Source organism: Streptomyces sp. NPDC047028 (assembly GCF_040644095.1).
Classification (GTDB): domain Bacteria; phylum Actinomycetota; class Actinomycetes; order Streptomycetales; family Streptomycetaceae; genus Streptomyces.
Map to the genome: position 1 here is coordinate 1 of NZ_JBEYVS010000057.1, position 24,387 is coordinate 24,387.

The window sequence follows — 24,387 nt, forward strand, 5'->3', positions numbered from 1 at the left end:
GGGTGGGCGGCGAGGGGAGCCGGATCGCGCCGGCCGAACTCGTCCTGTCCAGTGGGCTGAACGCGCCCGCGGACCGGATCGACCCATGACGATGACGACAACCGCACTCTCGTCGGCGACCCTGCCGTCCTGGACGGGGCGCGCCGGTGCCCGGGGGCCGGCCGCGCCCCGGCGGATCCGCCCGGCAGGGGCCCGGCTCCGGAGGCTCCTCGCGCGCGTCCGCGCGGGCACCGCGCCGCCCGGCCCCACGCCGTACGGCACCGGCGGCGGCCCCCACCACCTCCCCCTGACCGAGCCGGACCGGGAGTCCCCGGTCGTCCTAGAGGACCTGTATCACCACCGCCGGCTGTCGCTGGTCCGCCTGGCGCTGTTGCTGGTCGACGACCTGCCCACCGCCGAGGACGTGGTGCAGGACGCCTTCACCGCGCTGTTCCGCCGCCACGGCCACCGGCTCGGCTCGCTCGACAACCCGGAGGCGTATCTGCGGACCAGCGTCGTCAACGGTGCCCGCTCGGTGCTGCGGCGGCGCAGGACCGCACGGGCGCACACGCCCGAGCCGGAGCAGCACGCGCCGGCCCCGGAGGAGGACGTGCTGCTGCACGAGGACCACCAGGAGGTGCTGGCCGCTCTCGGGACACTGACCCCACGGCAGCGGGAAGTGCTGGTCCTGCGCTACTGGTCGCATCTGACGGAGGCCGAGATCGCGTCGACGCTCGGGCTGTCCCGGGGCACGGTCAAGTCCACCGCGAGCCGGGCCCTGGACGCCCTCGGCCGCCGCCTGGAGGGACTGCGATGAGCGAGTCAGGGACGTCGGCGGCGCCGACGCAGGTCGAGAAACGGCTGCGGGCCGCCCTGGCCGCGCGGGCGCACTCCGTCCGCCCGGCCGACCTGCGTCCGCTGCGCCCGCCCACCGCCGCGGGCCCACCCCGCCGGGTGGTCCTGCGCCGGGTCGCCGTGGGGTTGCTCGCCCTGGCCGCCGTAGCGGCGCTGGCGTTCTTCACCGTACGCGGCGAGACGCCACACCCGGCCGAGCCGGCCCGCTCCCCCAGCCCGACGAAGCACACACCGTCCCCGGTGCCGAGCCCCGTCCGCCCGACACCGGAACCGACGGCGGGCGGACCGGCGGGGTGACGGACCCGCGGCCCGCAGGCGAGGCAGACGGCGCGGGCGCCCGCCGGAGGAGCCCACCCGCATCCGCACACCCACCGGCGCACACACCCGCCGTACTCTCGGCAACCCCGTCGGCGGGCCGCTAGGTTGGGCGGTATGAGCAACCTTGACCGTGCGCCGGTGCCCAGTGTGTGCGGCGGCCGCGGATTCGTCGTCGCCGAGCCCGTCCGCGAACTGCTGAGCCCCCGCCACGTGAAACTCGGCGAGTCGACCGAGGTGCGCCGGCTGCTGCCGAACCTGGGGCGGCGCATGATCGGCGCCTGGGCCTTCGTGGACCACTACGGCCCCGACGACATCGCCGACGAGCCCGGCATGCAGGTCCCCCCGCACCCGCACATCGGGCTGCAGACGGTGAGCTGGCTGCACGAGGGCGAGGTGCTGCACCGCGACTCCACGGGCAGCCTGCAGACGATCCGGCCGAGACAGCTGGGCCTGATGACGTCGGGCCGGGCGATCAGCCACTCCGAGGAGAGCCCGAAGCCGCACGTCCGCTTCCTGCACGGCGCGCAGCTGTGGGTGGCCCTGCCGGACGCCGACCGGCACACGGACCCGCGGTTCGAGTTCCACCCCGACCTGCCGTCGGTCACCGCGCCCGGACTGACCGCCACGGTGATCCTCGGCGAGATCGACGGCGCCGCGTCACCCGGTACGACCTTCACCCCGATCGTCGGCGCCGACCTCACGCTCACCAGGGGCGCCGACGTCCACCTCCCCCTCGAACCCGACTTCGAGTACGGCGTGCTGGCCATGTCCGGCGAGGTGCACGTGGACGGAGTGCCGGTCCTGCCGGGTTCGATGCTCTACCTCGGCTGCGGGCGCACCGAACTCCCACTCCGCGCCGAGTCGGACGCCGGCCTCATGCTCCTCGGCGGCGAGCCGTTCGCGGAAGAACTGATCATGTGGTGGAACTTCGTCGGGCGTCACCAAGACGATATCAGGCAGGCCCGCGAGGACTGGATGAAGGGGACAGGATTCGGGGAAGTGAAGGGCTACGACGGAGCACCACTCCCCGCGCCCGAACTACCGCCCGTGCCGCTGAAACCACGGGGTCGAGTGCGCTGAGCTGGCGCTTCCCGCCCGTCAGACATGTAGCTGGGCGAGCCGCAACGCACCTCGCTCAGCTCACTGAGACTGCACGAGCAAACCCCCGTACGGTCCCTCGTTCCACCCCATCTCGAAGTGCATGTTCCGCCATACGTAGCCAGCTTTGGTCGGACTGATGCTGACCCAATGCTGACGTTGCTGACGAGTCGTCAGGCGCTTCTCGGAACTTCCGCCCGCACTTCTCCCGCCCTTCTGACCACCGCGTTCTCCAGCCCGCGCGGCAAGCCGCTGACAGCTCACCGTTCCCTCAGCGAGGGCGAAACCCCACCCTCGTTGGGATGATGCTGACTGCGGGCCTCGTTTATGTGATCTCCACAAACACAAAGCAAGACACGGACCGCCTTCCCGATGGCGGCGCCCGGCCGTTCGCTGTAGGCACGGCAGTTGTTTCGGTGGTGGTTGTGAGGTGACCCGCGGCTCAGGTTCGGCGGGCTTTGCTGCACAGAACTCGGCCGTGGAGGCTCCGGAGAGGTAACCGGAGGTGAACGCCTACCACTCGTCGTGGAGTTCGGCGAGCGCCGCGACGGCGAGCCGGTCCAGGGCGGCGGAGCCGGGAAGACTTGGCCCGAGTCGACCCACCGTTTGATCTCTCGGTCCAGCCAGTCGGCGGCGCCTTCAGCTTGGTGCGGACCTCTTCGCTTGCGCTCCGTGTGAACGCCGGCTCGTCGTCAGCTTGCAGAGACAAGAGCCTCACCATGGAACGAACAGGGTGCGTGGCTGCCGTTCCGGGCAACCGGATGACCGACGTCGGCCGTATCGCCGGGTTGCGGTTCGCTCTCACCCAGACATCCTGGGGGCGCAACGTCTACGCGGTCGGTGACGACGAGGAAGCCGCCCGTGTTTTCAAACCCAGAGGCACCGGTCCCGGACGGCCACCCGGCGCCAAGAACAAACACCGGGCACCTTGCTACGACGTCGGCAAGACCGTCAAACGCCCCGAGACTCTCAAGGCCATCGGCAAGCCTGGCATGTCCTGGCAGGTGAAAGAACAAGCTCAGGTCAGACCCAGATCGACTGGGCGAGGGCAGCTCCGATGAAGGCGCTCCGAGCCGTCGACGATGCTGGCACACGAGCGGGGCAACACAGTTCGGGATCGCCGGTTGGCCATACCGGCGATCCCGCGCACATTCGTTCGCGGCGCACTCTGCCCCGTTCCATCGACGCCAGGTCTGGGATTCCGCGGCCTCGGCCGTAGCACGCTCAGGCCGCTCTGAGCGAGACCGTGGGGTCTGATGCCACCGGGCCGAACGCACCCTGCTCGGCCCGCCGCATGCCCACGTCCGCGAGACAGCCCCGCTGCCGCCGCCCTCGACGCGGACACGCGGGTACAACGGTCGGTCTAGGCCCGTCCGGGGGGACACCTACGGGCGACCCTTCGGGACGACGACCGGTGCGCCGTCCGAGGGGGCCCGCAGGATGTCCGCGTCCACCTGGTACAGGTCCTTGACGAGCGCCTCGTCCACGATGTCGCGGGGTGGTCCCTGGGCGAGGATCCGGCCGTCCTTGACCGCGATGACGGTGTCGGCGTAGCGCGCGGCGGCGGCGAGGTCGTGCAGGACCATGACCACGGTCCGGCCGGCGGCGGCCACCTCGCGGACCAGTTCCAGCACGTCGACGACGTGGCCCAGGTCGAGGGCGCTGGTGGGTTCGTCGAGCAGGACGACCGGGGTGTGCTGGGCGAGGACCATGGCCAGCCAGCAGCGCTGGCGCTGGCCGCCGGAGAGCCGGTCCAGCCGCTCGCCGGCCAGTGCGGTGGTGCCGGTGGCGTCGAGGGCGTCGGCGACGGCGCGTTCGTCGTCGCGGGACCACTGGCGCAGCAGGCCCTGGTGGGGGTGGCGGCCGTAGCGGACGAGACCGGCCACGGTGACGGCCTCCGGCGCCTTGGGCGATTGCGGCAACAGGGCGATACGGCGCGCCGCCTGGCGTTGTGTCATCTTCCAGATGTCGGCGCCGTCGGCGTGCACGGTGCCGGAGTCGGGGCGGTGCAGCCGGGCGACGGTGCGCAACAGGGTCGACTTGCCACAGCCGTTGGGGCCGACGATCGCGGCGACGTGACCGGCGGGGACGGCCACGTCGATGTCGTGCAGGACGGGCCGGCCGGGGTATCCGGCGCGCAGCCCACTGACCTCCAGGCCAAGGGGACGACCGGCGGGGTCGGCGGGGCTGACGGCATCACTGGGGTCGGTGGCGGGGGTGGTGGTCATGGGGGCGGTCATGCCTTTCCGTTGGCCCGGTCCGGGCGGAACAGCACCCACAGGAGGAAGGGCCCGCCGAGGACGCTGGTGACGACGCCGACGGGGAGTTCGACGGGGGCGGCGACGCGGGCGAGGGCGTCGGCCGCGGTGATCAGGCCCGCCCCGGTCAGGGCGGAGCCGAGGACGGGCACCCGGGTGGGTCCGCCGAGCCGGCCGGCGAGGATGGGGGCTGCCAGTGCGACGAACGCGACGGGCCCGCCCACGCCGACGGCCGTACCCGCCAGTGCGACGGCGAGGGCGAGCGCGGCGGCACGCAGCCGGCGCGGATCGGCGCCCAGGCCGGCGGCCGTGTCGTCGTCGAACCTCAGGAGTTGCAGGCGGTGTCCGGCGGCGAGGGCGAGCGGCAGCAGGAACAGCAGGACGACGAGCAGCGGTGTACCCACGCTCCAGTCACGGCCGTTGAGGCTGCCGACGGCCCACAGGAAGACCCCGCCCGCGGTGTTGTCGTTCTCGCGGGACATGACGAGGTCACCGACGGCCCCGATGAACGTGGACACTCCGATGCCGACGACGAGGAGGCGGTACCCGGCGCTGCCCGCTCCGCCCGCGCACAGCACGACGAGCACGGCGGCGGCCACGGCGCCGAGCGGGCCGAGCCACCAGTGGCCGATCATGCCGGTGGAGGAACCGGCGGCGGAGGCCACCACGGCAGCGGTGGCGCCCTCGTTGACGCCGAGCAGGTCGGGTGTGGCCAGCCGGTTGCCCGCCAGCGTCTGGGTGAGGCAGCCGGCGACTCCGAGGGCGCCGCCGACCATGATGCCGACGAACACGCGGGGCAGCCGGAAGTCCTGGACGATCATGACGGTTCCGGGGTCCGCCGTGCCGAACAGTCCCGACAGGGTGTCCGACAGGCTCATGCCGGTCGAACTCGCCGCGACGGCCAGCGCGGTCAGCAGGACGAGGAGGGGTACGAGGAGCGCGGCGGCGAGGGCGCTGCGCCGCGGGAACAGCCAGGAGAGGGTACCGGTGCGCAGGACGACGCTGTCGGGCGGGACGAGGGCGCGGTCGCCGGCGCGGCCGGGGCCGGGGACGGGGGCCGGGTCGGTGGGGGGCGTGGCTGCTGCCTCGCCGGGGCGGGGCGAGGCGGGGGCGGCGTCGTTCATGCCGTCGCTCCGGCGGTGGACAGGCGGGAGGAGCGGGCGATCCAGACGAGCAACGGGCCGCCGACGAAGGCGAGCAGCACGCTGACCGGTGTCTCCCACGGGCGGATGACGACGCGGGCGAGGATGTCGGCGAGGATCATGATGTCGGCCGCGACCAGCGCGGAGAGGACGAGTTGGGCGGTCATCCGGGCTCCGGCGACGGCACGTGCGGTGTACGGGGCGAGCAGCCCGAGGAAGGCGATGGGGCCGGCGACGGCGACCGCGCAGCCGGCGAGCAGCGAGACGGCACCGGCCACGACCAGCCGGACCCGGCCGGGGTGGTGGCCCAGGGAACGGGCGCTGTCGTCGCCGAGGCCGACGGCGGACAGCGGACGGGCGCAGCCGAGAGCGACGACGAGGCCCGTGGCCGCGAGGGGCAGCAGCGGCAGCAGGTCGGAGGTGCGGACTCCGGCGAGTGAGCCGATCGTCCAGTAGCGGTAGACGTCGAAGGTGGACTGGGTGCCGAGAAGGACGTAGGCGGTCAGTCCGTGGAAGGTGGCGCCGAGGGCGGAGCCGGCGAGGACGAGGCGCAGCGGGGAGCCGGCGGTGCGTCCGCCGGCCGCCAGCAGCAGGACGACCGCGCTCGCGGCCATGCCCCCGGCCAGCGCCCACAGCAGGAGGGCGGGCGGGGAGTCCACGCCGAAGAAGGTGAGTCCGAGGACGACGGCGAACGCGGCGCCGGAGTTGACTCCGAGGAGGCCCGTCTCGGCGAGCGGGTTGCGGGTCGCGGCCTGGAGCAGGCAGCCTGCGGTGCCGAGGCAGACGCCGACGAGGACCGCGGCGAGGGTGCGGGGCAGCCGTACGTCGGCGACGGCCAGCCGGAGTTGGGGGTCGGCGCGGGCCGAGGGGTCGCCGAGGAGGTAGTCCCAGGCGCGGCCGGGCGGGCTGGAGCCGGTGCCGACGAGGAGCGAGAGCAGGCCGAGTCCGAGCAGCAGCGCGAGGAGCAGGAGCACCGCCGGGGCGACGGGACGGCCCGCGGAAGGGCCGTCCGCGGTACGGCGGCCCCCGACACCGAGTTCCGCGGTACGACGGCCCGCAGAACGGCGGCCTCCGACACGGAGTTCCGCGGTCCCCCGGTCTCCGGTGCGGCAGCGGCCGGTTTCCGGCGTCATCGACGACCCACTTGAACAATAGGCATAAGGTTAGCCTAACCTAAGATTGCTTCGCCGTTCCGACACCGCTCGCGGGATCCTCGCGTGCCGCGGTGCCGGATGCCCGCATGCCCGACGCACCCTCACACCCCCTGTCCGCAGCCCCAGTCGGGCTCTGGACAGCCGACCAACGGGAGATGACAGACTATGAAGCCGGCGTCCCGCAGGCCCGCCCGCACCCTCCGCCGCACCGCCGCCACGGCCGCGCTCACCGCCCTCGGGCTCGCCCTGACCGCCTGCGGGACGTCGGACGACGGCTCCACGGACACCAAGGGCGGCACAGGCGCCCACACGGTCACCGACGCGACGGGCACCGAGGTGAAGGTGCCCGCCGCCCCGAGAAGAGTGGTCACCCTCAGCGAGATGGACCTGGACTCCGCCCTGGCCCTCGGGGTGAAGCCGGTCGGCCTGAGCGCGGGGCGCGGACAGAAGGGCGCTCCCGAGTACCTGGCCGCGCAGGCCAAGGGCATTCCGGTCGTCGGCGCGGTGACCGGCCCCGACATCGAGAAGGTCGTACGCGCCAAGCCGGACGTCATCCTCGCCGGGCAGAGCGCCGACGAACAGGTACTGGCCCAGCTGAGGAAGATCGCGCCCACGGTCGTCACGATCGACGGCAGCAAGAGCTGGAAGAAGTCCCTCCGGCTCACCGGCGAGGTCCTGGGCAGGTCCGGCAAGGCCAAGGCGTTCCTCGCCGGCTACGACACGAAGGCCGCCGCGCTGAAGAAGGACCTGGGCGCGAAGGCGGGACTCAGCGTGTCCGTCGCCCGCTACTCCGCCAAGGGCACGGCCGTGATGCAGCAGGGCGTCTTCATCAGCGACGTCCTGAAGGACCTCGGGTTCAAGCGCCCCGGCATTCAGAACCAGAAGGGCGAGGGCCACTCGACCCCGATCAGCGACGAGAACCTCCAGCAGATCGACGGCGACTGGCTGTTCATCGGCACGCTGTCCACCGCCGGTCCGGACGCCGGGCTGCTCGACCAGCTCGGGCGGAAGCCGGCGTACCGGCAGCTGAACGCCGTGCGGGACGGCCACGCGACCGTCATCGACGGCTCGAAGTGGACCAGCCTGGGCGGCGCCGAGGCGGCCGACTCCGTGCTCGGCGACATCCGGAAGGCCATGGTGAAGTGAGCGTGACCGCCGAACGGGAACTCGAGGGGCGGTTCGCGCTCGTGACCGGCGCCGCCCGGGGCATCGGCGCGGCCGTCGTCACGGCGCTCGCCGAGCGCGGCGCACGGGTGCTCGCCACCGACACCGCCACCGCCACCGCCACCAAGAGCGCCGGCGACGGGGACCGGGTGGTCCACCGCACGCTCGACGTCACCGACGCCGCCGCCGTGGAGCGGGTGGTCGCCGAGGCCGAGGACAGGCTCGGCCCGCTGGACATCGCCGTCAACGTCGCCGGAATCCTGCGTACGGCGCCCGTGGTGGACCTCGACGACGCGGACTGGGCGGCGGTGTTCGCCGTCAACACGGACGGTGTCTTCCACGTCTCGCGGGCCGTGGCCCGCCGGATGACCGGCCGGGGCCGGGGCAGCATCGTCACCGTGGCCTCGAACGCGGCCGGCGTCCCGCGCAGCGGCATGGCCGCGTACGCCGCCTCGAAGGCCGCCGCGGTGATGTTCACCAAGTGCCTGGGCCTGGAGGTCGCGGCGCAGGGGGTGCGCTGCAACACCGTCTCGCCCGGTTCCACCCTCACCGACATGCAGCGCTCCCTGTGGGCCGACGCCCCCGGCGGCGCCGAGGCCGGGCGGCGGGCGGTCGTGGAGGGCGACCCGGCCGCCTACCGCACCGGCATTCCGCTGCGGCGGATCGCCGAGCCGTCCGACGTGGCCGAGGCCGTCGCCTTCCTCGTCTCCGACCGCGCCCGTCACATCACGATGCACGACCTGTACGTCGACGGCGGCGCCACGCTGCGGGCCTGACCGGCGCCGCGCGGACCCCTTTTGCGCCCCCTATCCCTTCCGGGCCGCCCCACACCTCACGGAGAACCCATGACAGCGTCACTGCGCGAACCGGGCCTCGTTCCCGCCGGCTCCGTCCCCGCTCGCCCCATATCTCCCGCTGCCCCCGTACCTTCCGCTGCCCCCCTGCCCTCCGCTCCCCCCGTTCCGGGTACCGCGGTCGCCCTGCTCGACGCCTACGGCGGCGGCACCGACCGCTTCCTCGCCACCCCCCGGCAGACCCTGCTCGGCCACGGCACCGCCGCACAGGTCCCCCACGACGAACGCCCGCTGCCGCGACGGGTGCACGAACTGCTCGACGGCCTGCGCCGCCCGGACCGGCCCGTTCCCGTGGTCCTGGGCGCCGTCCCGTTCGCGCCCGAGGCGGCGCCGGCGCTGGCCGTCCCGGACCGGCTGCGCCGCTCCCCCGCCCTGGCCGCCGACCCGCTGATCGCGCTGCCCGCGCCCCGGCCCGCCGACGGCGGCGACTGGCGGGTGCGAGAGTGGCCTGCGCCGGAGGGGTACACGGCGGCGGTGGCCGCGGCCGTGACCCGGATGCGGGCCGGGGAGTTCGACAAGGTGGTCCTCGCCCGCACCCTGGAACTGACCGGTCCGCACGCGCCCGACCTGCCGGCGCTGCTGAACCGGCTCGCCCGACGCGACCCCGGCGGCTACACGTTCGCGGTGCCCAGCGGTCCGGGCCGCACCCTCGTCGGCGCCAGCCCCGAACTGCTCGTCGCCCGCCTGGGCGGCCGGGTGACCGCCAATCCGCTGGCCGGCTCCGCGCCCCGCAGCTCCGACCTCGCCGAGGACGTCCGCCGGGCGGCCGCGCTCCTTCAGTCGCCGAAGGACCTGCACGAGCACGCCGTCGTCGTGGACGCCGTACGGGAGGCCCTGGCGCCGCTGTGCGGGCGCCTCCAGGTGCCCGAACGGCCCACGCTGGTCCGCACCGCGACGATGTGGCACCTGTCGACCACCGTCACCGGCGAGGTCGCCGGCCCGTCCGTCACCGCCCTGGACCTGGCGTCCGCGCTGCACCCGACCCCCGCGGTGTGCGGGACGCCGACGGAGGTCGCGCGCGCGGTCATCGCCGAGTCGGAGCCGTTCGACCGCGGCCCGTACACGGGCATGGTCGGCTGGCAGGACGCGGACGGCGACGGCGAGTGGGTGGTGACGATCCGCTGCGCCGAGGCCGAGGGCAGCACGCTGCGGCTGTTCGCGGGCGCGGGTGTCGTCGCCGAGTCCTCTCCGACGGCCGAGACCGCCGAGACCGCGGCCAAGTTCCGCACCTTCCTGGACGCGGTGGGAGCCACCCTGTGAACACCGACACCACGGCCGCCACGGGTACGGCTGCCGGTACCCCGACGGCCGGTATCCCGACCCCGGGTACCCCGACGCCCACCGTCCCGACCCCCGACGCGCTCACCCCCGGGCTCGACGCGCCGGCCTGGCCCGCGGAGTTCGCCGAGCGGTACCGGGCGGCCGGGTACTGGCGGGGTGAGACCTTCGGGGGCATGCTGCGCGAGCGGGCCGCCACGCACCCGGACCGGATCGCGCTGGTCGATCCGGCTCCCGAGCGCCGCACCTGGACCTACCGGGAGCTGGACGCGGCGGCCGACCGGCTGGCCGCCGGATTCGCGGCCCGTGGCATCGGCCGCGGTGACCGGGTCGTCGTCCAGCTGCCGAACGTCGGGGAGTTCGCCGAGGTCGTCTTCGCGCTGTTCCGGATCGGCGCGCTGCCCGTGTACGCGCTGCCCGCCCACCGGGACACGGAGATCGCCCACTTCTGCGCGTTCACGGAGGCGGTCGCGTACGTGATCCCGGACGTGCACGCCGGGTACGACCACAGGGAGCTGGCCGACCGGATCCGGCCGCAGGCTCCCGCCCTGCGGCACGTGTTCGTGGCGGGCGACCCCGGCCGGCACACCGCGCTGGCCGACGTGCCCCGCGACCCGGGCGGCCCTCCCGCCGAGGCTCTACCCGGCCCTTCGCCGCACGAGCTGGCCTTCCTTCAGCTGTCCGGCGGCACCACGGGCGTACCGAAGCTGATCCCCCGCACCCACGACGACTACCTGTACTCGCTGCGCGGTTCCAACGAGATCTGCGGGGTCGACGCGGACACCCGCTTCCTGGTCGTCCTGCCGGCCGCCCACAACTTCCCGATGAGTTCGCCGGGTTGGCTCGGCGCGCTGTACGCGGGCGGCACCGCCGTACTGTGCCCGAAGCCCGATCCGGCGACCGCGTTCCCGCTGATCGAGCGGGAGCGGATCACGATGACCGGGCTGGTGCCGCCGCTCGCCCTGGTCTGGACGGAGGCCGCCGCCGGCACCGACGCCGACCTGTCCGTCCTGGAGCTGGTGCTGGTCGGCGGCGCCAAATACAGCGAACAGGCGGCCCGCCGGCTGGAGCCCGCGCTGGGCTGCCGGCTGATGCAGGTCTTCGGGATGGCCGAGGGCCTGGTCAACTACACGCGGCTGGACGACGACCCGGAGACGGTGCTCACCACGCAGGGCCGGCCGATCTCGGCGGACGACGAGATCCGTGTCGTCGACGACGCCGGCCGGGACGTGCCGGACGGTGGGTGCGGGCACCTCCTCACCCGCGGCCCGTACACGATCCGCGGCTACTGGCGGGCGCCCGAGCACAACCGGACGGCGTTCACCGAGGACGGCTTCTACCGCACCGGGGACCTCGTGCGCCGCACGCCGACCGGGCATCTGGTGGTCGAGGGCCGGGCCAAGGACCAGATCAACCGCGGCGGCGAGAAGGTAGCCCCGGAGGAGATCGAGAACATCATCCTCGCCCACCCGTCCGTGCACGACGTCTCCCTCGTCGCCGTACCCGACGACTATCTCGGCGAACGCACCCTCGCCTACGTCATCCTGCGCGAGGGAACCGAACCGCTGAGGCCCGTCCAGGTCAAGCGGTTCGTGCGGGAACGCGGGGTCGCCGCCTACAAGGTCCCCGACCTGGTCGAGTTCGTCGCGGCGTTCCCGCAGACCGGCATCGGCAAGGTCAGCAAGAAGGGCCTGCGGTCCGCCGCGGCCTCCCACGAGCAGCACTGAAAGGCCGCCACAACCATGGCACTTCCCGCCATACCCGCCTATCCGCTCCCGGACAGTGGGCAGTTGCCCGCCAGCCGGGTGTCCTGGACCGTCGATCCCGCCCGCGCGGTGCTGCTCGTGCACGACCTCCAGGCGCACTTCCTGTCCGCCTTCCCGGCCGGCGAGCAGCCCCTGACCGGCATGCTCGGCAACACGGCCGAACTGCGGGAGCGGGCCCGGCTGCGCGGGGTGCCGGTGGTCTACTCGGTCCAGCGCGGCGGCCAGACAGCTCAGCAGCGCGGTCTGCAACTGGACTTCTGGGGGCCCGGGGTCGCCGACGACCCGCAGGCGCTGGCCATACCCCCGGCCGTGGCGCCCGGGCCCGGGGACGTCGTGCTCACCAAGTGGAAGTACAGCGCGTTCGCGCGCACCGACCTGGAGACCCGGATGCGCCGCTGGGGCCGGGACCAGCTGGTGATCACCGGGGTGTACGCGCACATCGGCGTGATGATGACGGCCTGCGACGCGTGGATGCGGGACATCCAGGCGTTCGTGGTGGCCGACGCCGTCGCCGACTTCTCCCGCGAGGACCACGACATGGCCCTGCGCTGGACCGCGGGCCGCTGCGCGGTCGTGACCACCACCGCCACCGTGTTCACCGACACGGGCACGGGCACGGGCACGGGCAACGACACCCCCACCGACACCGACACCACCACCGACCCCGTCTCCGAGGAGGTGTGAGCGGCATGGCGCTCACTCTGGAACAGCTCCGTGACGACGTCGCCGACTGCCTCGGCGAGGACCCGGCGGACATACCCGTCGACGAGGACCTGGTCGACTACGGCCTGGACTCGGTCCGCCTGATGGCCCTGCTGGAGCGCTGGCGCCGCGACCATGCCGTCACCGCGGACTTCGCCGACCTCGCCGAACGGCCGTCGGTCGAGGCGTGGGCGACCCTGCTGGGGCTGTCATGACCACCTTGCTCACGGACGAGGCCGTCACCGGCGGCGACGCGGCCCCGGACGAATCGACGGACACGGCGACGGACACGGCGACCGTGCTGCCGCTGACGTCGGCCCAGGCCGGCATGTGGTACGCCCAGGCGCTGGACCCGCTGAGCCCCGCGCAGAACACCGCCGAGTGCGTGGAGATCGACGGCCCGCTCGACGCCGGGCTGTTCGCGTCGGCGCTGCGGCAGGTGGTGGCGGAGACGGACGCGCTGCGGGTCCGCGTCCAGGACGGACCGGACGGGCCGCGCCAACTGGTGCTGCCGAGGGCGGAGTTGCCGCTGACCGTGCGCGACCTGCGCGGGACGGACCACCCGGAGCCCGCAGCCGAGGCGTGGATGCGGGCCGACCTTGCCGAACCCTGCGACCTGGCGGCCGGTCCGCCGTTCCGGCAGGCCCTCTTCCGGGTCGGGGACGAGCGCTGGCTGTGGTACCAGCGCATCCACCACCTGGTCATCGACGGCTACGGCTGCTCGCTGCTGGTGCGCCGCACCGCCGAGCTCTACACCGCCCTCGCGGACGGCACCCCGCCGCCCGCGAACCGTTTCGGCCGCCTCGCCGACCTGGTCGAGGACGACCAGGCGTACCGCGCCTCGGACGCCTTCGCGGCCGATCGCGCGTACTGGTCGGCGGCGTTCGCGGACCGTCCGGAGGTGCCGCGGCCGGCCGGCCGGGGCGCCCTGCCGGGCCGGACCTCGCTGCGGCGCGGCGCCCGGCTGTCCCCGGAGGCGACCGGGCGGCTGCGTGAGCTGGCGGACCGACTGCGGGCCACCTGGCCGGACGTCCTGATCGCCGCGCAGGCGCTGTACCTCTCCCGGGCGACCGCGCGCGCCGACGTCGTCCTGGGGCTGCCGCTGACGGGCCGCATGGGCTCGGCCGCGCTGCGCGTGCCCGCGATGGTGATGAACGTGCTGCCGCTGCGGCTGACGGTCACCCCCGGCATGTCGTTCGCCGAGCTGGTGCGGCAGGTGGTGCTCGCGGTCCGCGAGGTGCGCCGCCATCAGCGGTACCGCTACGAGGACATCCGCCGCGATCTCGGTCTGCTCGGCGAACACCGGGGCCTGGTAGGGCCGTTGGTGAACATCATGCCGTTCGACTACGGCGTGGACTTCGCCGGTGTCCGGGCGCGGGTCCGCAACCTGGCGGCCGGGCCGGTGGAGGACATGACGGTCAACATCCACGACCGGGCTGACGGCCGGGGCCTGGCGATCGACCACGACGGCAATCCGGCCCTGTACGACGAGGCCGCCCTCGCCGCCCACCAGGACCGCTTCCTGCATCTGCTGGACCGGCTGACGCACATCGACCCGCAGGCGCCGACCGCTGCACTGGCCATCGCCACGCCCGCCGAACTGACCCTGATGGAAGGGAAGTTCAACGCCACCGAGCAGGAGGTGCCGCCCACCACACTGATCGGGCCGATCGAGGCACGGGCCGCGCACCACCCGGACGACCCTGCGCTGGTGTACGGCGACACCACGCTGACGTACCGCGAACTCGATGTCCGCGCCAACCGGCTGGCCCACCGCCTCGCCTCGTTCGGTGCCGGACCGGGCAGGGTCGTGGCCGTCTCGGTGCCCCGCTCGGTGGACCTGGTGGTGTCCCTGCTCGCGGTGCTCAAGACCGGTGCCGCGTATCTGCCGCTGGACCCCGACTACCCGGCGCCGAGGCTCGCGTACATGCTCGGCGACGCGGCGCCGGTGTGCGCGATCGCCGACCGCGCGGACCGCCTCCCCGCCGGCACCGGCACCCCGCTGGTCGTCCTGGACGGGCTGGACCTCCGTGACGCCCCCTGGGTGAGCCCGCCGCGCCCCCTGACCCCGCACCATCCGGCGTACGTCATCTACACGTCCGGCTCGACGGGCCGCCCCAAGGGTGTGGTGGTCGCGCACCGGGCGATCGACAACCGGCTGCGCTGGATGCAGCACGCGTTCCCGCTGGCCGCCGGGGACCGGGTCCTCCAGAAGACCCCGTCGTCGTTCGACGTCTCCGTCTGGGAGTTCTTCTGGCCGCTGCGGGTGGGCGCGACCCTGGTGGTGGCGCCGCCGGACGCGCACAAGGACCCGCTCGCGCTGGCCCGGATCGTGCGCGAACAGGCCGTCACCACCTGCCACTTCGTGCCGTCGATGCTCCAGGTGTTCCTGGCCGAACCGGAGTCCGCGCGCTGCGCCGCGGTGCTGCGGCGGGTGTTCTGCAGTGGTGAGGCGCTGCCCCGGGAGACCGCCGGCGCCTTCGCCCGCGCCCTGCCCGGCGTGGAACTGCACAACCTGTACGGGCCGACGGAGGCCGCGGTGGACGTCACCCACCACGCCTGCGACCCGGCGGACACCCGTCCCGTGCCGATCGGCCGCCCCGTGTGGAACACCCGCCTGTACGTCCTGGACGCCGCCCTGCAGCCGTGCCCGCCCGGTGTGCCCGGCGAACTGTATCTGGCCGGGCGGCAGTTGGCCGACGGCTATCTCCACCGTCCGGATCTGACGTCGACGCGGTTCGTCGCCGATCCGTTCGGCCCGCCCGGCAGCAGGATGTACCGCACGGGCGACCTGGCCCGGTGGACGCGAGACGGCGAGGTCGAGTACCTCGGCCGGACCGACCACCAGGTGAAGCTGCGCGGGCAGCGCATCGAACTCGGCGAGATCGAGGCCGCGCTCGCCGCCCGGGACGGGGTGCACGGCGCCTGCGCGGTGGTCCGCGAGGACCGGCCGGGCGAACAGCTCCTCGTCGGCTACGTCACCGGCGGCGCCGATCCGGTGGCCGTCCGGGCGGCCGTGGCCCGTGAACTGCCCGAGCACATGGTGCCGTCGGCGGTCGTCGCCCTCGACGCGTTCCCGCTCGGCCCGAGCGGCAAGCTGGACCGCCGCGAGCTGCCCGCGCCCGAGTTCGGGCGCCCGGGCACGGGCCGGGAGCCCGCCGGTGAGCGGGAGGCCGCCCTGTGCCGGCTGTTCGCCGAGGTGCTCGGGCTGGAGCGGGTCGGCCCCGAGGACACCTTCTTCGACCTCGGCGGCACCTCGCTGCTCGCGGTCCGCCTCATGTCCCGCATCCGCGAGGAGGAATGGGGTTCCGGCACCGGCACCGGCACCGGCACCGGACTCACGATCGGCTCGCTGTTCGCGGCGCCGACCCCGGCCGCACTGGCCGCCCGGCTCACCACGTCCGCGCCGGCGCGGGACGCCCTCGGAGTCGTCCTGCCGCTGCGCGGAGGCGGCGACCGCGTCCCGCTGTTCGCGTTCCACCCCGCCGGCGGGCTCGCCTGGTGCTACGCCGGGCTGTCCGCCCGGCTCGGCCCGGACCAGCCGCTGTACGGCATCCAGGCCCGCGGTCTGGACGACGCCGAGCCGCTGCCCGCCACGCTGTGGGAGGAGGCGGCCGACTACGTGGACCGGATCCGGGAGGTCCGGCCGCACGGACCGTACCGGCTGCTGGGCTGGTCGGTGGGCGGCATCCTCGCCCACAGTGTGGCCGTACTCCTCCAGGAGGCCGGTGAGCGGGTGGACCTGCTGGCGCTGCTGGACGCGTTCCCCGCCGAGCAGTGGCGGGAGCGGCCCGCGCCGGAGGAGGGCGACGCGCTCACCGCCGTCCTGCGCATGGCCGGATTCGACCGGGCCGGCGAACGCACCCGCGACGACGTGCTGGCCACGCTGCGCAGGGCGGGCAGCCCGCTCGCCGGGCTCGGTGAGGGCACGCTGTCGCGGATCGTCGACATCGTCCCCAACCACGCCCGCATGATGCGCGAGCACCGGCACCGCCGCTTCGACGGCGACCTGCTGTTCTTCACCGCGGCGGCGCCCCGGGCCGAGGACTGGCTGACCCGCGAGGCGTGGCGGCCGCACGTGCGCGGCGCCGTCGACAACCATGACCTGGACTGCACCCACCCCCAACTGCTGCGCGACGCCCCCCTCGACACGATCGCCGCCGTCGTCGCGGCCCGCCTGAAGGAGCTGGACGCATGAGCGGTGTCCCCTCCGCCTTCGATCCGCCCGAGGAGGCGTCCGACGGCCACCTGGTCCTGCGCTCGGACAACGGCACGCTCTCCCTGTGGCCCGTCTGGCGCGCGATCCCCGCAGGCTGGCACCCGGTATTCGGGCCGGCCCCACACGCCCGTTGCCTGTCCCGCACCGGCACGTACGACACGTGAGCGGCTCCGCAGCAGATCTCGGCACGCTGCCCGCGGGCGACCCGGCCACGAGGCTCGGCATGCCACCGGTATGCGGGCAGGCTGCGGCCCCCGGCACGCCGCGCGCGGGCGGCCCCGCCCCGGGCCTCGTCGCGGCGCCCGGGAGTGGCCCGGCCGCGGACCTCAGTGGGCCGTACGCGAGTTGCGCCGTGGGTCTCGGCGCCCCGGTCGTGCGGGTTCGCGTGTGGGGTCGCTCGTCGGTGGAGGTACTGCCCGATCCGGCCGATGGGCCGCACGTGTGGCTCGTGACGCCGGGGGCCGGCGGGTCGGGCCGTGACGATGACGCGGACGCGCGGGTGCTCGACGCCGTGGAGTCGCGCCGGGCGGCGCGGCTGCGGGACCCCGTCGTGCGCGGCGGCTACGTCGCCGCGCACGCGGCGCTGCGGCGGCTCCTCGGCGCCTACCTCGGCATCCCCGCCGCGCGCGTACCGCTGGTCCGGCTGCCCTGCCCCCGGTGCGGGCTGCCGCACGGGCGTCCGGCGCCGGTTGGTAGCGGACCGCAGTTCTCGCTGTCCCGGGCCGGGGCCCTGTCGATGCTGGCGGTCGCGTCGGCTCCCGTGGGCGTGGACCTGGAGCGGATCGCCGGCCCGCGCGTCGCCGAGGACGCCTCCGGCATCCTGCACCCGGCCGACCGCGCCGACCTGGCCGCGCTGCCCCCGGCCCGCCGCCCGGCCGCCTTCACCCGCTGCTGGACCCGGCTGGAGGCGGTGGCCAAGGCCGGTGGGGAGGGGCTGTCCCTCACCGAGGCGGGAGCCCCGCGACTGGGCACCACCGCGGTACCGGAGCCGGTCACGGGCTGGCTCGTCACCGACGTCCCGGCCCCACCGGGGTACGCGGCGGCCTGCGCGATGCGGTCATGACGACGCCCCGGCCGACGCACGGGCGGGCGCGCGGCGCCGGGGTGGCTCGGCGCGGGTTCGCGGATGGGTGAGCGGGCGAGCGGCCCTGGGGAGGCGGCTCGGCGATGGGGAAGCGGCTCGGCGATGGGGCGTGGTCGGTCGGGGGGCGGGCGCGCGGTGCCGGGGTGGCTCGGGAGCGGGGTCACGGGTGGGCCGGCAGAGGCGTGGTGACCGGGGGTGGCTCGACGGGGGCCGGGCGGTGGGCTGGGTGTTCAGGGGGCGCCGAGGAGGCCGACGAGACCGTCGGCGAGTTCGGTGCGCCAGCAGAGGTAGTCGTGGCCGCCGTTGAACTCATGGTAGACGGCGTCGTCGTAGCCGGTGGCGGCGAGGGTGTCGCGCAGTCGGCGGGCCGCGGGCAGCGCCACCCACTCCTGTTCCCCGAAGGAGAGCCAGAACCGCACCGGCTGTCGTCCGCCGGCCGCCAGCCTGTCCGTGAGCCACTGCGCGTCGGGGCCGTCCGGCCACCAGAACGAGCCCGACTGGACGAGTGCGTTGCCGAAGCGGTGCGGGCTGTGCAGGGCGGCGTAGGCGGCGGTGAGCCCGCCGAGGCTCTGCCCGGCCACGACCGTGCGCGCGGGGTCCGTGGTCAACGGGAGCCGCGTCGCCGCCCAGCAGAGCAGTTCGTCCGCCAGGAACCCCACGAACTCGGGGCGGCAGGTCAGTTGGGCCCAGCGGATGCTCGCGTCCACGGACTCGGGCAGCACCGCGGCCACGGGCGGGATACGGCCGTCGGCGATGAGGTTGTCCAGCAGGTGCGCGATGCCCAGCCGGGGCTGCCAGTGCTCGCCGTCCAGCAGCACCAGCACCGGCAGTCCGTCCGGCGGGGTCGCGGCCACGGGACCGTGAACCCCGGGCGGCGCGTAGAGCCAGACGCGCCGGCGGTCGCCGAGCCGGTCGCTCGCGATCTCGTGCTCGGTGACCGTTCCCCTGGGCACACCGGGCCGCTCCTGCCAGTCCACCGCGCGCGGCGCGTCCGGCAGTTCGGCGTACGGCACCGGTTCGCCGCCCCAGCGCCTGGGCAGCGTACGGGAGTTGAAGGGGTCGCGGCGGCGATTGCCGCGCAGCCACTGCCAGTAGCCGGGATCACCTGGTGCGGGCCCGTCGCCCGGTGCGGTTCCGTCGCCGCCCTCGTCCACGAAGAGATCGTACGTGCCGCGCCAGTCCGCGCGCAGCCGTACCGTCCAGTGCCATACGTCAGTCCCCGGCACCCGGCGCATGAGGTTGCCGGCTGGATCGCGCGGGTCGCCGAGCTTGTTCGGCAGCACTTGTACGGCTCGGGTGCGTGCGGAACCGCGCCACAGGAAGGTGACGGCGCGGTGATCGAGGGTGCCCTGCGGATCGTCACCGACCAGAGGGGTGCCGCGCCTGCGCGCCTCCGCCCAGAACTCCGCGAGAGCGTCGGGCGCGGGCGCGGTGAACGCCGGTTCGGCCAGCAGCGGTAGCGGGTCGGGGCGGCCGAGACGGGGCGGGTGGTGCGGTGCGCCCACGGGCGGCGCGGTGAACGTCATGGCGGGCAACTCCGTTGGGGGGCGGGCGGGTCGGGGACACGGTACCCAGTGAGGTCACGTCGTCCGCCGGCATACCGCGGGATCATAACTTAGGTTAGGCTAACCTAAAATCGCTGGGTGGCCGAAAATCACCGGCCCAGCGCACCCGTTGTCCTGCCCGGGTGCCCGCCCGTGGACCGCGCCCGTGTCCCCACCCCCTGTTCTGGAGCGACTGCCATGCCCCCTGGAAGACCCACCCGACCGTCCCCGCCCGCGCGCCGGGGCGACCAAGGACGGCGTGCCGCGCGCGCCGCGGCGCTCGGCGCCGGCGCCGCGCTCGGACTGGCCACCCTCGTCGCGCCGTTCACGGCCACGGGCGCCCACGCGGCGCCCACGCCGGACGCGGTGGCGCTCGCGGCGGACGCCTCGGCGCCGTCCGTCACCCTCGGCACCGGGACGGTGGAGGCCGGCGGCGAGGTGTCCTTCACGGCCACCGGTTTCCCGGCCGGAGCCACCCTCACCGTCAAGTTCGACGACAAGACGCTGCTGAAGCAGTTCGCCATCGGCGCCGACGGAAGTGTGTCCGCTTCGGTGACGGTTCCGGCCGACGCCGCCGCCGGCACGGGTCACTGGCTGCGCTTCCTCGCCCCGCAGACGAGTGTCCGCAGCGCGGATCTCACCGTGACCCCGGCTGCGCCGCCCCCGCCGTCGCCCATCCCCACGCCAACCCCCACTCCGACCCCGAAGCCCATCCCCACGCCCGGTCCGAGCACCCCGGCCTCCCGCCCCGCGGTGAAGCTGGCGCACGGCGGCAAGGTGGCGGCGGGCGGCAAGGTCTCCTTCTCCCTGACCGGGTTCAGGAAGGGGCAGACGGTCACCGTCAAGCTGGACGACACCGCCATCCTGGCGCAGTGGAAGGGCGCGGTGCGGGCCGACGGCACCTTCTCCGGGACGGTCACCGTGCCCGCGCGCACCTCCGCCGGGGCCCATTGGCTGCGCTTCCTCGCCCCCGACCCGCCCACCAGCCTCAAGGCCGACCTCACCGTGACCTCTTCCGGCACGGGCGGCGGCTCGGGCGGAGGTGGAGGCGAAGGCGGCTCCACCGATGGGGGCAACTCCTCGGGCGGCGGCGATGACTCCGGTTCCGGCGGCGGATCGGGTGGCGGATCGACCGGCGGGTCCGGCGGCGGCTCCGGCGGCAGTTCCGGTGACGGCTCCGGCGGCGGGTCGGACACCTCGCAGGGCGCCTCCGTCACCATCACCGCGGGGTCGAGCGTGACCGCCGGCGGCAAGGTGTCGTTCCGCGTCACGGGCTTCCCGGCGGGCCGTCAGCTCACCGTGAAGCTGGACGACAGCACCATCATCGGGCAGTGGCCCGGCGGCATCGCCGCGGACGGTTCGCTGTCCGCGAGCGTGACGATCCCCCGGGGCACCACCTCCGGGGCGCACTGGCTGCGCTTCCTCGCCCCCGACCCGCCCACCAGCCTCAGGGCCGACTTCACCGTCACCTCCGGCGGCACGTCCGGCTCCGGCACGGCGGGCGGATCCGGCGGCGGATCGACAGCGGGCGGCGGATCGACGACGGGCGGCGGCACCCCGGTTCCGGCCGCGTCGGGCGCCCCGGCCGCCGCGTCCGACTCACGGGGCGCGACAGCACGGATCACCGCCGACCAGGTCCAGCCCGGCGGCAAGCTCCACTTCACGGTGACAGCGTTCCCCGCACGGCGGACCCTCACCATCAAGCTCGACGACGACGCGATCCTCGGCCAGTGGAAGACCGACGCCCAGGGCGCCTACGAGGGTGACGTGACGATCCCCCCGGACACCTCCGCGGGCGCGCACTGGCTGCGCTTCCTCGCCCCCGACCCGCCCACCACCCTGAAGGTGGACTTCACGGCGACGGCACCGGGTACCGCCGCCGCGGTCACGGGCACGGCGCCGTCCTCAGGGGCGGACGACGCGACGACGACGGCCACCGCACCGGTCGCGGCCCCGATGCGGGCGGACGTCTCGTACGCCACCATCGCCTGGTCCGCCGCGGCGGCCGCGGCCGGCGGCGCCGCGGGCGCCGCGGCCACCACGTTGCTCGTGGTACGCCGCCGCACGACGCGTCCGCCCCAGAGCGCCTGACAGTCGGCCTGACGTCTCGTCAATTCCCTTTTCCAGCACGTCAATTGTGACGCTCAGCACACCCACAGACCCATTAACTTAGGTAAGCCTAAGCTAAGTTGAAGCCATCGCCTCCTCTCCGAGGAAGGCTCTCTCTCGTCAAGGAGACACAAGCAGCATGTCCCACCGCATTCGCCGTACCGCCGCCGTCGCCACCGCACTCGCCTCCGGCAGCGTGCTGGCCTTCGCCGGCGGCGCCTCCGCCCACACCGGGCACGCCCACCACGCCTCCGCCGTCACCTCGGCGCCCCTGGCCGCCGGCCTCTACCAGTCGGCGTACTCCGAGCGGAACCACGTGCTGTGGGCCACCGCCTCCGCCGGACGCCCGGTCGCCAACTCCGCGCTGCTCAAGGTCGACCCCAGGACCCTGGCCGTCAAGAAGTCGTACACCCCGCCGGTGACCGACGCCGCCACCGGCGCCGTGGAAGCCGTCTACGGCGTCGCCGTGGACGACGAGCACAACACGGTGTGGACCACGAACACCCGCAACAACTCGGTGGCCGTCTACAGCCAGCGCACCGGGGCCCACCTCGCGACCCTGCCGAACGTGGCCCACGCCCGCGAGGTGGTCGTGGACGAGCGTCACAACCTCGCCTGGGCCAGCGGATTCGGCGACGGCAGCATCGTCGCCTTCGACACCCGCACCTTCAAGGAGAAGAAGCGCGTCACCGTCGAGGGCGCCGGCCCGGCCGGGCTCGCCGTGAACGAGCGCACCGGCACCGTGTACGCGGCCGACCTCAACGGCGACCGCCTGATCGCGGTCTCCCCGTACGCCAAGGACCCGGTGTTCATCCCCGCGGGCGACGGCCCGATCTCCGTGGCCCTGTCCGCCAACGGCCGCACCGCCTACGCCGCCGACCAGGCCGCGGGCGCCGTCTCGGTCGTCGACCTGCGCAAGAAGGCCGTCACCGCGACGATTCCCACGGGCGCCGGCGCGCTCTCCGTGGCGGCCGACGAGCGCAGCGGCCGGGTGCTGGTCGCCAACCGCACCGCCGCGAACGTCACGGTCGTAGACCCGCGCAGGAAGGCCGTCGTCGAGACCCTGCCCACCGCCGCCAACCCCAACCATGTCACCGTGCACCACGGCACGGCGTACGTCCTGGACAAGTCCGGCTCCGGGCCCGCCGGCCAGGACCAGGCGTACCGCGTCCGCCTCGCCCGCTGAGCCACCCACCCCGTCCCGGTGTCCCGGCCCGCCCCGATGTCACAGGTCTGGCCGGGACACCGGCGGATCACAACCGTACGACGACCAGTGCGGTGTCGTCGGTGGGGCCGCCGGGCGGGGTCAGGTCGGAGAGGAGGGCGTCGGCCAGGGTCTCGGGGCCGGCGCCCCGGTGACGGGCCAGGGAGCCGGCGAGCCGGGCCAGGCCGACGTCGATGTCCTCCTGCCGGCGTTCGACCAGCCCGTCGGTGTAGAGCAGCAGGGTGGCCCCGTCCGGAAAGGGGATCTCCGCCTGAGGGCGGGGACCGGGGTCCGGGCGGGCGTCGAGCGGCGGATCGGTGGCCCGGTCCAGGAACTCCACGGTGCCGTCCGGGTACAGCAGGGCCGGCGGAAGGTGACCGGCGCTGCTGTACGCGATGGTCCGGCGGGCCGGGTCCACGACGCACAGGACCGCCGTGGTCGACTGGGCTCCGTCGACGCAGCCGGCGTACAGGTCGAGGGCGTCCAGGACGTGGGCGGGGTCCCCGGCGACGAGGGAGGCGGCACCGAGGGCGCTGCGCAGCCGGCCCATGACCCCTGCGGCGGACAGGCCCTGGCCGACGACGTCGCCGACGGTCACCGCGAGCCGGTCGTCGGACAGCTCCACGAGGTCGTACCAGTCCCCGCAGACATTGAGCGTGCCGACCGCCGGCCGGTAGCGCACCGCCGTGCGATGGCGCCGGAAGGGCGAGACGACGGGCAGCATCGACTCCTGGAGGCTCAGGGCGACCTCGCGCTCGCGGGCGTGCGCCTCGCGCAGCCGCTCGTTGACCTCCTGGAGCTCCCGGGCCCGGGTGTACAGCTCGGCCTCCAGAGCGGTGCGGCGGCCACGGCTGCCACGGACCCGGATGAGTTCGGTGATGTCCTCCTCCCGGTGCAGCAGCAGCGCCACCCGCCCGTCCGGGCCGGAAACCGGGACGTTGACCGGGCTCCAGTACCGCTCCTCCCACACGCCGGGCCGGTCCGGGCGCTCCACGTCGTAGCGCAGGAGGGTCATGGCGTCGCGCTGCCCGGTGTCCGCCACCCACCGCAGTGAGGCGGCGAGCCTGCGCATGCCGCTCGCCTCAGAATCCTGCTCCCCCTCCGGATTCCCGTCCCGGTGCTCCGGAGCGTCGGGGAAGGCGTCGGCGAGGTGGCGGCCCACCACCTCGTCCCGTGTACGGCCCATGCTGCTCAGGAACGCCTCGTTGACGTCGGCGTACACCAGGTCCGTGGTGAACAGGGCCACCGCGCTCGGCAACGCCTGGAAGACAGCCTCGTAGTCGATCCCGTCTGCGTTCACGATGCCACCCGTCAGCGTCCGTGTACCGAATCACCTTCCTTCGCACCATATGCACCGGACGGGTGTCTGATGGGTTCGGCACCCCGAAGCAGTCGGGCTTCAGCCGGTCGAGCCGGACGTGGGTGACACCGGTCCGGCCATGCGCGGGAAGCCGGTCCCGCCGTCCCCATCGAGGTTCGTGAACTGGACGTCGTCCGGGAAAGACGTCGTCGTAGGGCCGGTGTCCGGGCGGGGAAGTCGGCGGCGACCAGGTCCGCGGTCGGCTGTAGGGCGGCGATGGCGGCTGGTGCCCGCTGAGCGACCTCGGACAAGCTCTGCTCGTCCTGCTCCGTCTGCAACGTCAGCGGGGGGAGGCCGCA

General features: G+C 74.1%; 19 protein-coding genes. 14 read left to right on the forward strand and 5 right to left on the reverse strand.

From position 1 onward, the window contains the following. The first annotated feature begins 85 nt into the window (after positions 1-85). The 3 genes from ABZ854_RS33090 (at position 86) to ABZ854_RS33100 (ending at position 2,232) form a co-directional block, all read left to right on the forward strand. Positions 86-796 (forward strand): SigE family RNA polymerase sigma factor, encoded by a 711-nt coding sequence (locus ABZ854_RS33090; protein WP_361218514.1) that lies wholly within the window; start codon positions 86-88, stop codon positions 794-796. Further along, entirely contained in the window at positions 793-1,131 is a 339-nt protein-coding gene (locus ABZ854_RS33095; RefSeq protein ID WP_361218516.1) for a hypothetical protein, read from the forward strand. The genes ABZ854_RS33090 and ABZ854_RS33095 overlap by 4 nt, the downstream gene beginning before the upstream one ends. A 135-nt stretch (positions 1,132-1,266) precedes the next feature. After that, positions 1,267-2,232 (forward strand): pirin family protein, encoded by a 966-nt coding sequence (locus ABZ854_RS33100; protein WP_361218519.1) that lies wholly within the window; start codon positions 1,267-1,269, stop codon positions 2,230-2,232. A gap of 1,403 nt (positions 2,233-3,635) precedes the next feature. On the opposite strand, the gene ABZ854_RS33105 is transcribed toward ABZ854_RS33100, so the two are convergent. From ABZ854_RS33105 to ABZ854_RS33115, 3 genes are read right to left on the reverse strand one after another with little or no spacing between them, the layout of a single operon-like run. Further along, positions 3,636-4,490 (reverse strand): ABC transporter ATP-binding protein, encoded by an 855-nt coding sequence (locus ABZ854_RS33105; RefSeq protein ID WP_361218522.1) that lies wholly within the window; start codon positions 4,488-4,490, stop codon positions 3,636-3,638. Further along, positions 4,487-5,632 (reverse strand): iron ABC transporter permease, encoded by a 1,146-nt coding sequence (locus ABZ854_RS33110; protein WP_361218525.1) that lies wholly within the window; start codon positions 5,630-5,632, stop codon positions 4,487-4,489. The genes ABZ854_RS33105 and ABZ854_RS33110 overlap by 4 nt, the downstream gene beginning before the upstream one ends. Further along, complete coding sequence (locus ABZ854_RS33115) at positions 5,629-6,624, reverse strand: iron ABC transporter permease (RefSeq protein ID WP_361218528.1); 996 nt, start codon at positions 6,622-6,624, stop codon at positions 5,629-5,631. The genes ABZ854_RS33110 and ABZ854_RS33115 overlap by 4 nt, the downstream gene beginning before the upstream one ends. A 345-nt stretch (positions 6,625-6,969) precedes the next feature. Here ABZ854_RS33115 and ABZ854_RS33120 point away from each other — a divergent pair, with 345 nt between their 5' ends. The 9 genes from ABZ854_RS33120 to ABZ854_RS33160 all read left to right on the forward strand — a co-directional run bounded on the left by ABZ854_RS33120 (position 6,970) and on the right by ABZ854_RS33160 (position 17,850). Next, positions 6,970-7,950: an iron-siderophore ABC transporter substrate-binding protein gene (locus tag ABZ854_RS33120; RefSeq protein ID WP_361218531.1), complete on the forward strand. Its 981-nt coding sequence runs from the start codon at positions 6,970-6,972 to the stop codon at positions 7,948-7,950. A 2-nt stretch (positions 7,951-7,952) separates the two neighbouring features. Further along, entirely contained in the window at positions 7,953-8,744 is a 792-nt protein-coding gene (locus tag ABZ854_RS33125) for a 2,3-dihydro-2,3-dihydroxybenzoate dehydrogenase (RefSeq protein WP_361218533.1), read from the forward strand. Positions 8,745-8,813: 69 nt separating this feature from the next. Continuing rightward, positions 8,814-10,082, forward strand: coding sequence for an isochorismate synthase (locus ABZ854_RS33130; RefSeq protein ID WP_361218536.1), 1,269 nt, complete (start codon positions 8,814-8,816; stop codon positions 10,080-10,082). Positions 10,083-10,135: 53 nt separating this feature from the next. Continuing rightward, a complete protein-coding gene (locus tag ABZ854_RS33135) occupies positions 10,136-11,827 on the forward strand; it encodes a (2,3-dihydroxybenzoyl)adenylate synthase (protein WP_361218577.1) in 1,692 nt (563 codons plus the stop codon). A 15-nt stretch (positions 11,828-11,842) separates the two neighbouring features. After that, positions 11,843-12,550, forward strand: a complete 708-nt coding sequence (locus ABZ854_RS33140; RefSeq protein WP_361218538.1) for an isochorismatase family protein — start codon at positions 11,843-11,845, stop codon at positions 12,548-12,550. Between the two features lie 5 nt (positions 12,551-12,555). Continuing rightward, on the forward strand, positions 12,556-12,783 hold the full coding sequence (locus ABZ854_RS33145; protein ID WP_361218541.1) for a phosphopantetheine-binding protein: 228 nt from the start codon (positions 12,556-12,558) through the stop codon (positions 12,781-12,783). Continuing rightward, a complete protein-coding gene (locus ABZ854_RS33150) occupies positions 12,780-16,766 on the forward strand; it encodes an amino acid adenylation domain-containing protein (RefSeq protein ID WP_361218544.1) in 3,987 nt (1,328 codons plus the stop codon). The genes ABZ854_RS33145 and ABZ854_RS33150 overlap by 4 nt, the downstream gene beginning before the upstream one ends. Then, on the forward strand, positions 16,763-16,951 hold the full coding sequence (locus ABZ854_RS33155; protein WP_361218547.1) for an MbtH family NRPS accessory protein: 189 nt from the start codon (positions 16,763-16,765) through the stop codon (positions 16,949-16,951). Before ABZ854_RS33150 ends, ABZ854_RS33155 begins: the two co-directional genes overlap by 4 nt. Before the next feature lie 239 nt (positions 16,952-17,190). After that, positions 17,191-17,850 carry a 4'-phosphopantetheinyl transferase superfamily protein gene (locus ABZ854_RS33160; protein ID WP_361218549.1) on the forward strand — a complete coding sequence of 220 codons (660 nt, stop codon included), beginning with the start codon at positions 17,191-17,193 and terminating at the stop codon, positions 17,848-17,850. Between the two features lie 251 nt (positions 17,851-18,101). On the opposite strand, the gene fes is transcribed toward ABZ854_RS33160, so the two are convergent. Beyond that, positions 18,102-19,397, reverse strand: a complete 1,296-nt coding sequence (fes, locus tag ABZ854_RS33165) for an enterochelin esterase (RefSeq protein ID WP_361218552.1) — start codon at positions 19,395-19,397, stop codon at positions 18,102-18,104. A 216-nt stretch (positions 19,398-19,613) separates the two neighbouring features. Between fes and ABZ854_RS33170 the strand changes: the two genes are divergently transcribed. Beyond that, positions 19,614-21,506 carry a hypothetical protein gene (locus ABZ854_RS33170; RefSeq protein WP_361218555.1) on the forward strand — a complete coding sequence of 631 codons (1,893 nt, stop codon included), beginning with the start codon at positions 19,614-19,616 and terminating at the stop codon, positions 21,504-21,506. Between the two features lie 157 nt (positions 21,507-21,663). Continuing rightward, a complete protein-coding gene (locus tag ABZ854_RS33175) occupies positions 21,664-22,710 on the forward strand; it encodes a YncE family protein (protein ID WP_361218558.1) in 1,047 nt (348 codons plus the stop codon). A gap of 67 nt (positions 22,711-22,777) precedes the next feature. Here ABZ854_RS33175 and ABZ854_RS33180 read toward each other — a convergent pair whose 3' ends face one another. Continuing rightward, the gene (locus ABZ854_RS33180) at positions 22,778-24,031 is read right to left on the reverse strand and encodes a SpoIIE family protein phosphatase (RefSeq protein ID WP_361218580.1); all 1,254 of its coding nucleotides are present in this window, start codon (positions 24,029-24,031) and stop codon (positions 22,778-22,780) included. Between the last annotated feature and the right edge of the window lie 356 nt (positions 24,032-24,387).

Excerpts from the sequence above, each read along its gene's own strand:
- ABZ854_RS33090 (WP_361218514.1), top strand. The coding sequence starts at position 86 with ATGACGATGACGACAACCGCACTCTCGTCGGCGACCCTGCCGTCCTGG.
- ABZ854_RS33095 (WP_361218516.1), top strand. The coding sequence starts at position 793 with ATGAGCGAGTCAGGGACGTCGGCGGCGCCGACGCAGGTCGAGAAACGG.
- ABZ854_RS33100 (WP_361218519.1), top strand. The coding sequence starts at position 1,267 with ATGAGCAACCTTGACCGTGCGCCGGTGCCCAGTGTGTGCGGCGGCCGC.
- ABZ854_RS33105 (WP_361218522.1), bottom strand. The coding sequence starts at position 4,490 with ATGACCGCCCCCATGACCACCACCCCCGCCACCGACCCCAGTGATGCC.
- ABZ854_RS33110 (WP_361218525.1), bottom strand. The coding sequence starts at position 5,632 with ATGAACGACGCCGCCCCCGCCTCGCCCCGCCCCGGCGAGGCAGCAGCC.
- ABZ854_RS33120 (WP_361218531.1), top strand. The coding sequence starts at position 6,970 with ATGAAGCCGGCGTCCCGCAGGCCCGCCCGCACCCTCCGCCGCACCGCC.
- ABZ854_RS33130 (WP_361218536.1), top strand. The coding sequence starts at position 8,814 with ATGACAGCGTCACTGCGCGAACCGGGCCTCGTTCCCGCCGGCTCCGTC.
- ABZ854_RS33140 (WP_361218538.1), top strand. The coding sequence starts at position 11,843 with ATGGCACTTCCCGCCATACCCGCCTATCCGCTCCCGGACAGTGGGCAG.
- ABZ854_RS33145 (WP_361218541.1), top strand. The coding sequence starts at position 12,556 with ATGGCGCTCACTCTGGAACAGCTCCGTGACGACGTCGCCGACTGCCTC.
- ABZ854_RS33150 (WP_361218544.1), top strand. The coding sequence starts at position 12,780 with ATGACCACCTTGCTCACGGACGAGGCCGTCACCGGCGGCGACGCGGCC.
- ABZ854_RS33155 (WP_361218547.1), top strand. The coding sequence starts at position 16,763 with ATGAGCGGTGTCCCCTCCGCCTTCGATCCGCCCGAGGAGGCGTCCGAC.
- fes (WP_361218552.1), bottom strand. The coding sequence starts at position 19,397 with ATGACGTTCACCGCGCCGCCCGTGGGCGCACCGCACCACCCGCCCCGT.
- ABZ854_RS33170 (WP_361218555.1), top strand. The coding sequence starts at position 19,614 with ATGCCCCCTGGAAGACCCACCCGACCGTCCCCGCCCGCGCGCCGGGGC.
- ABZ854_RS33175 (WP_361218558.1), top strand. The coding sequence starts at position 21,664 with ATGTCCCACCGCATTCGCCGTACCGCCGCCGTCGCCACCGCACTCGCC.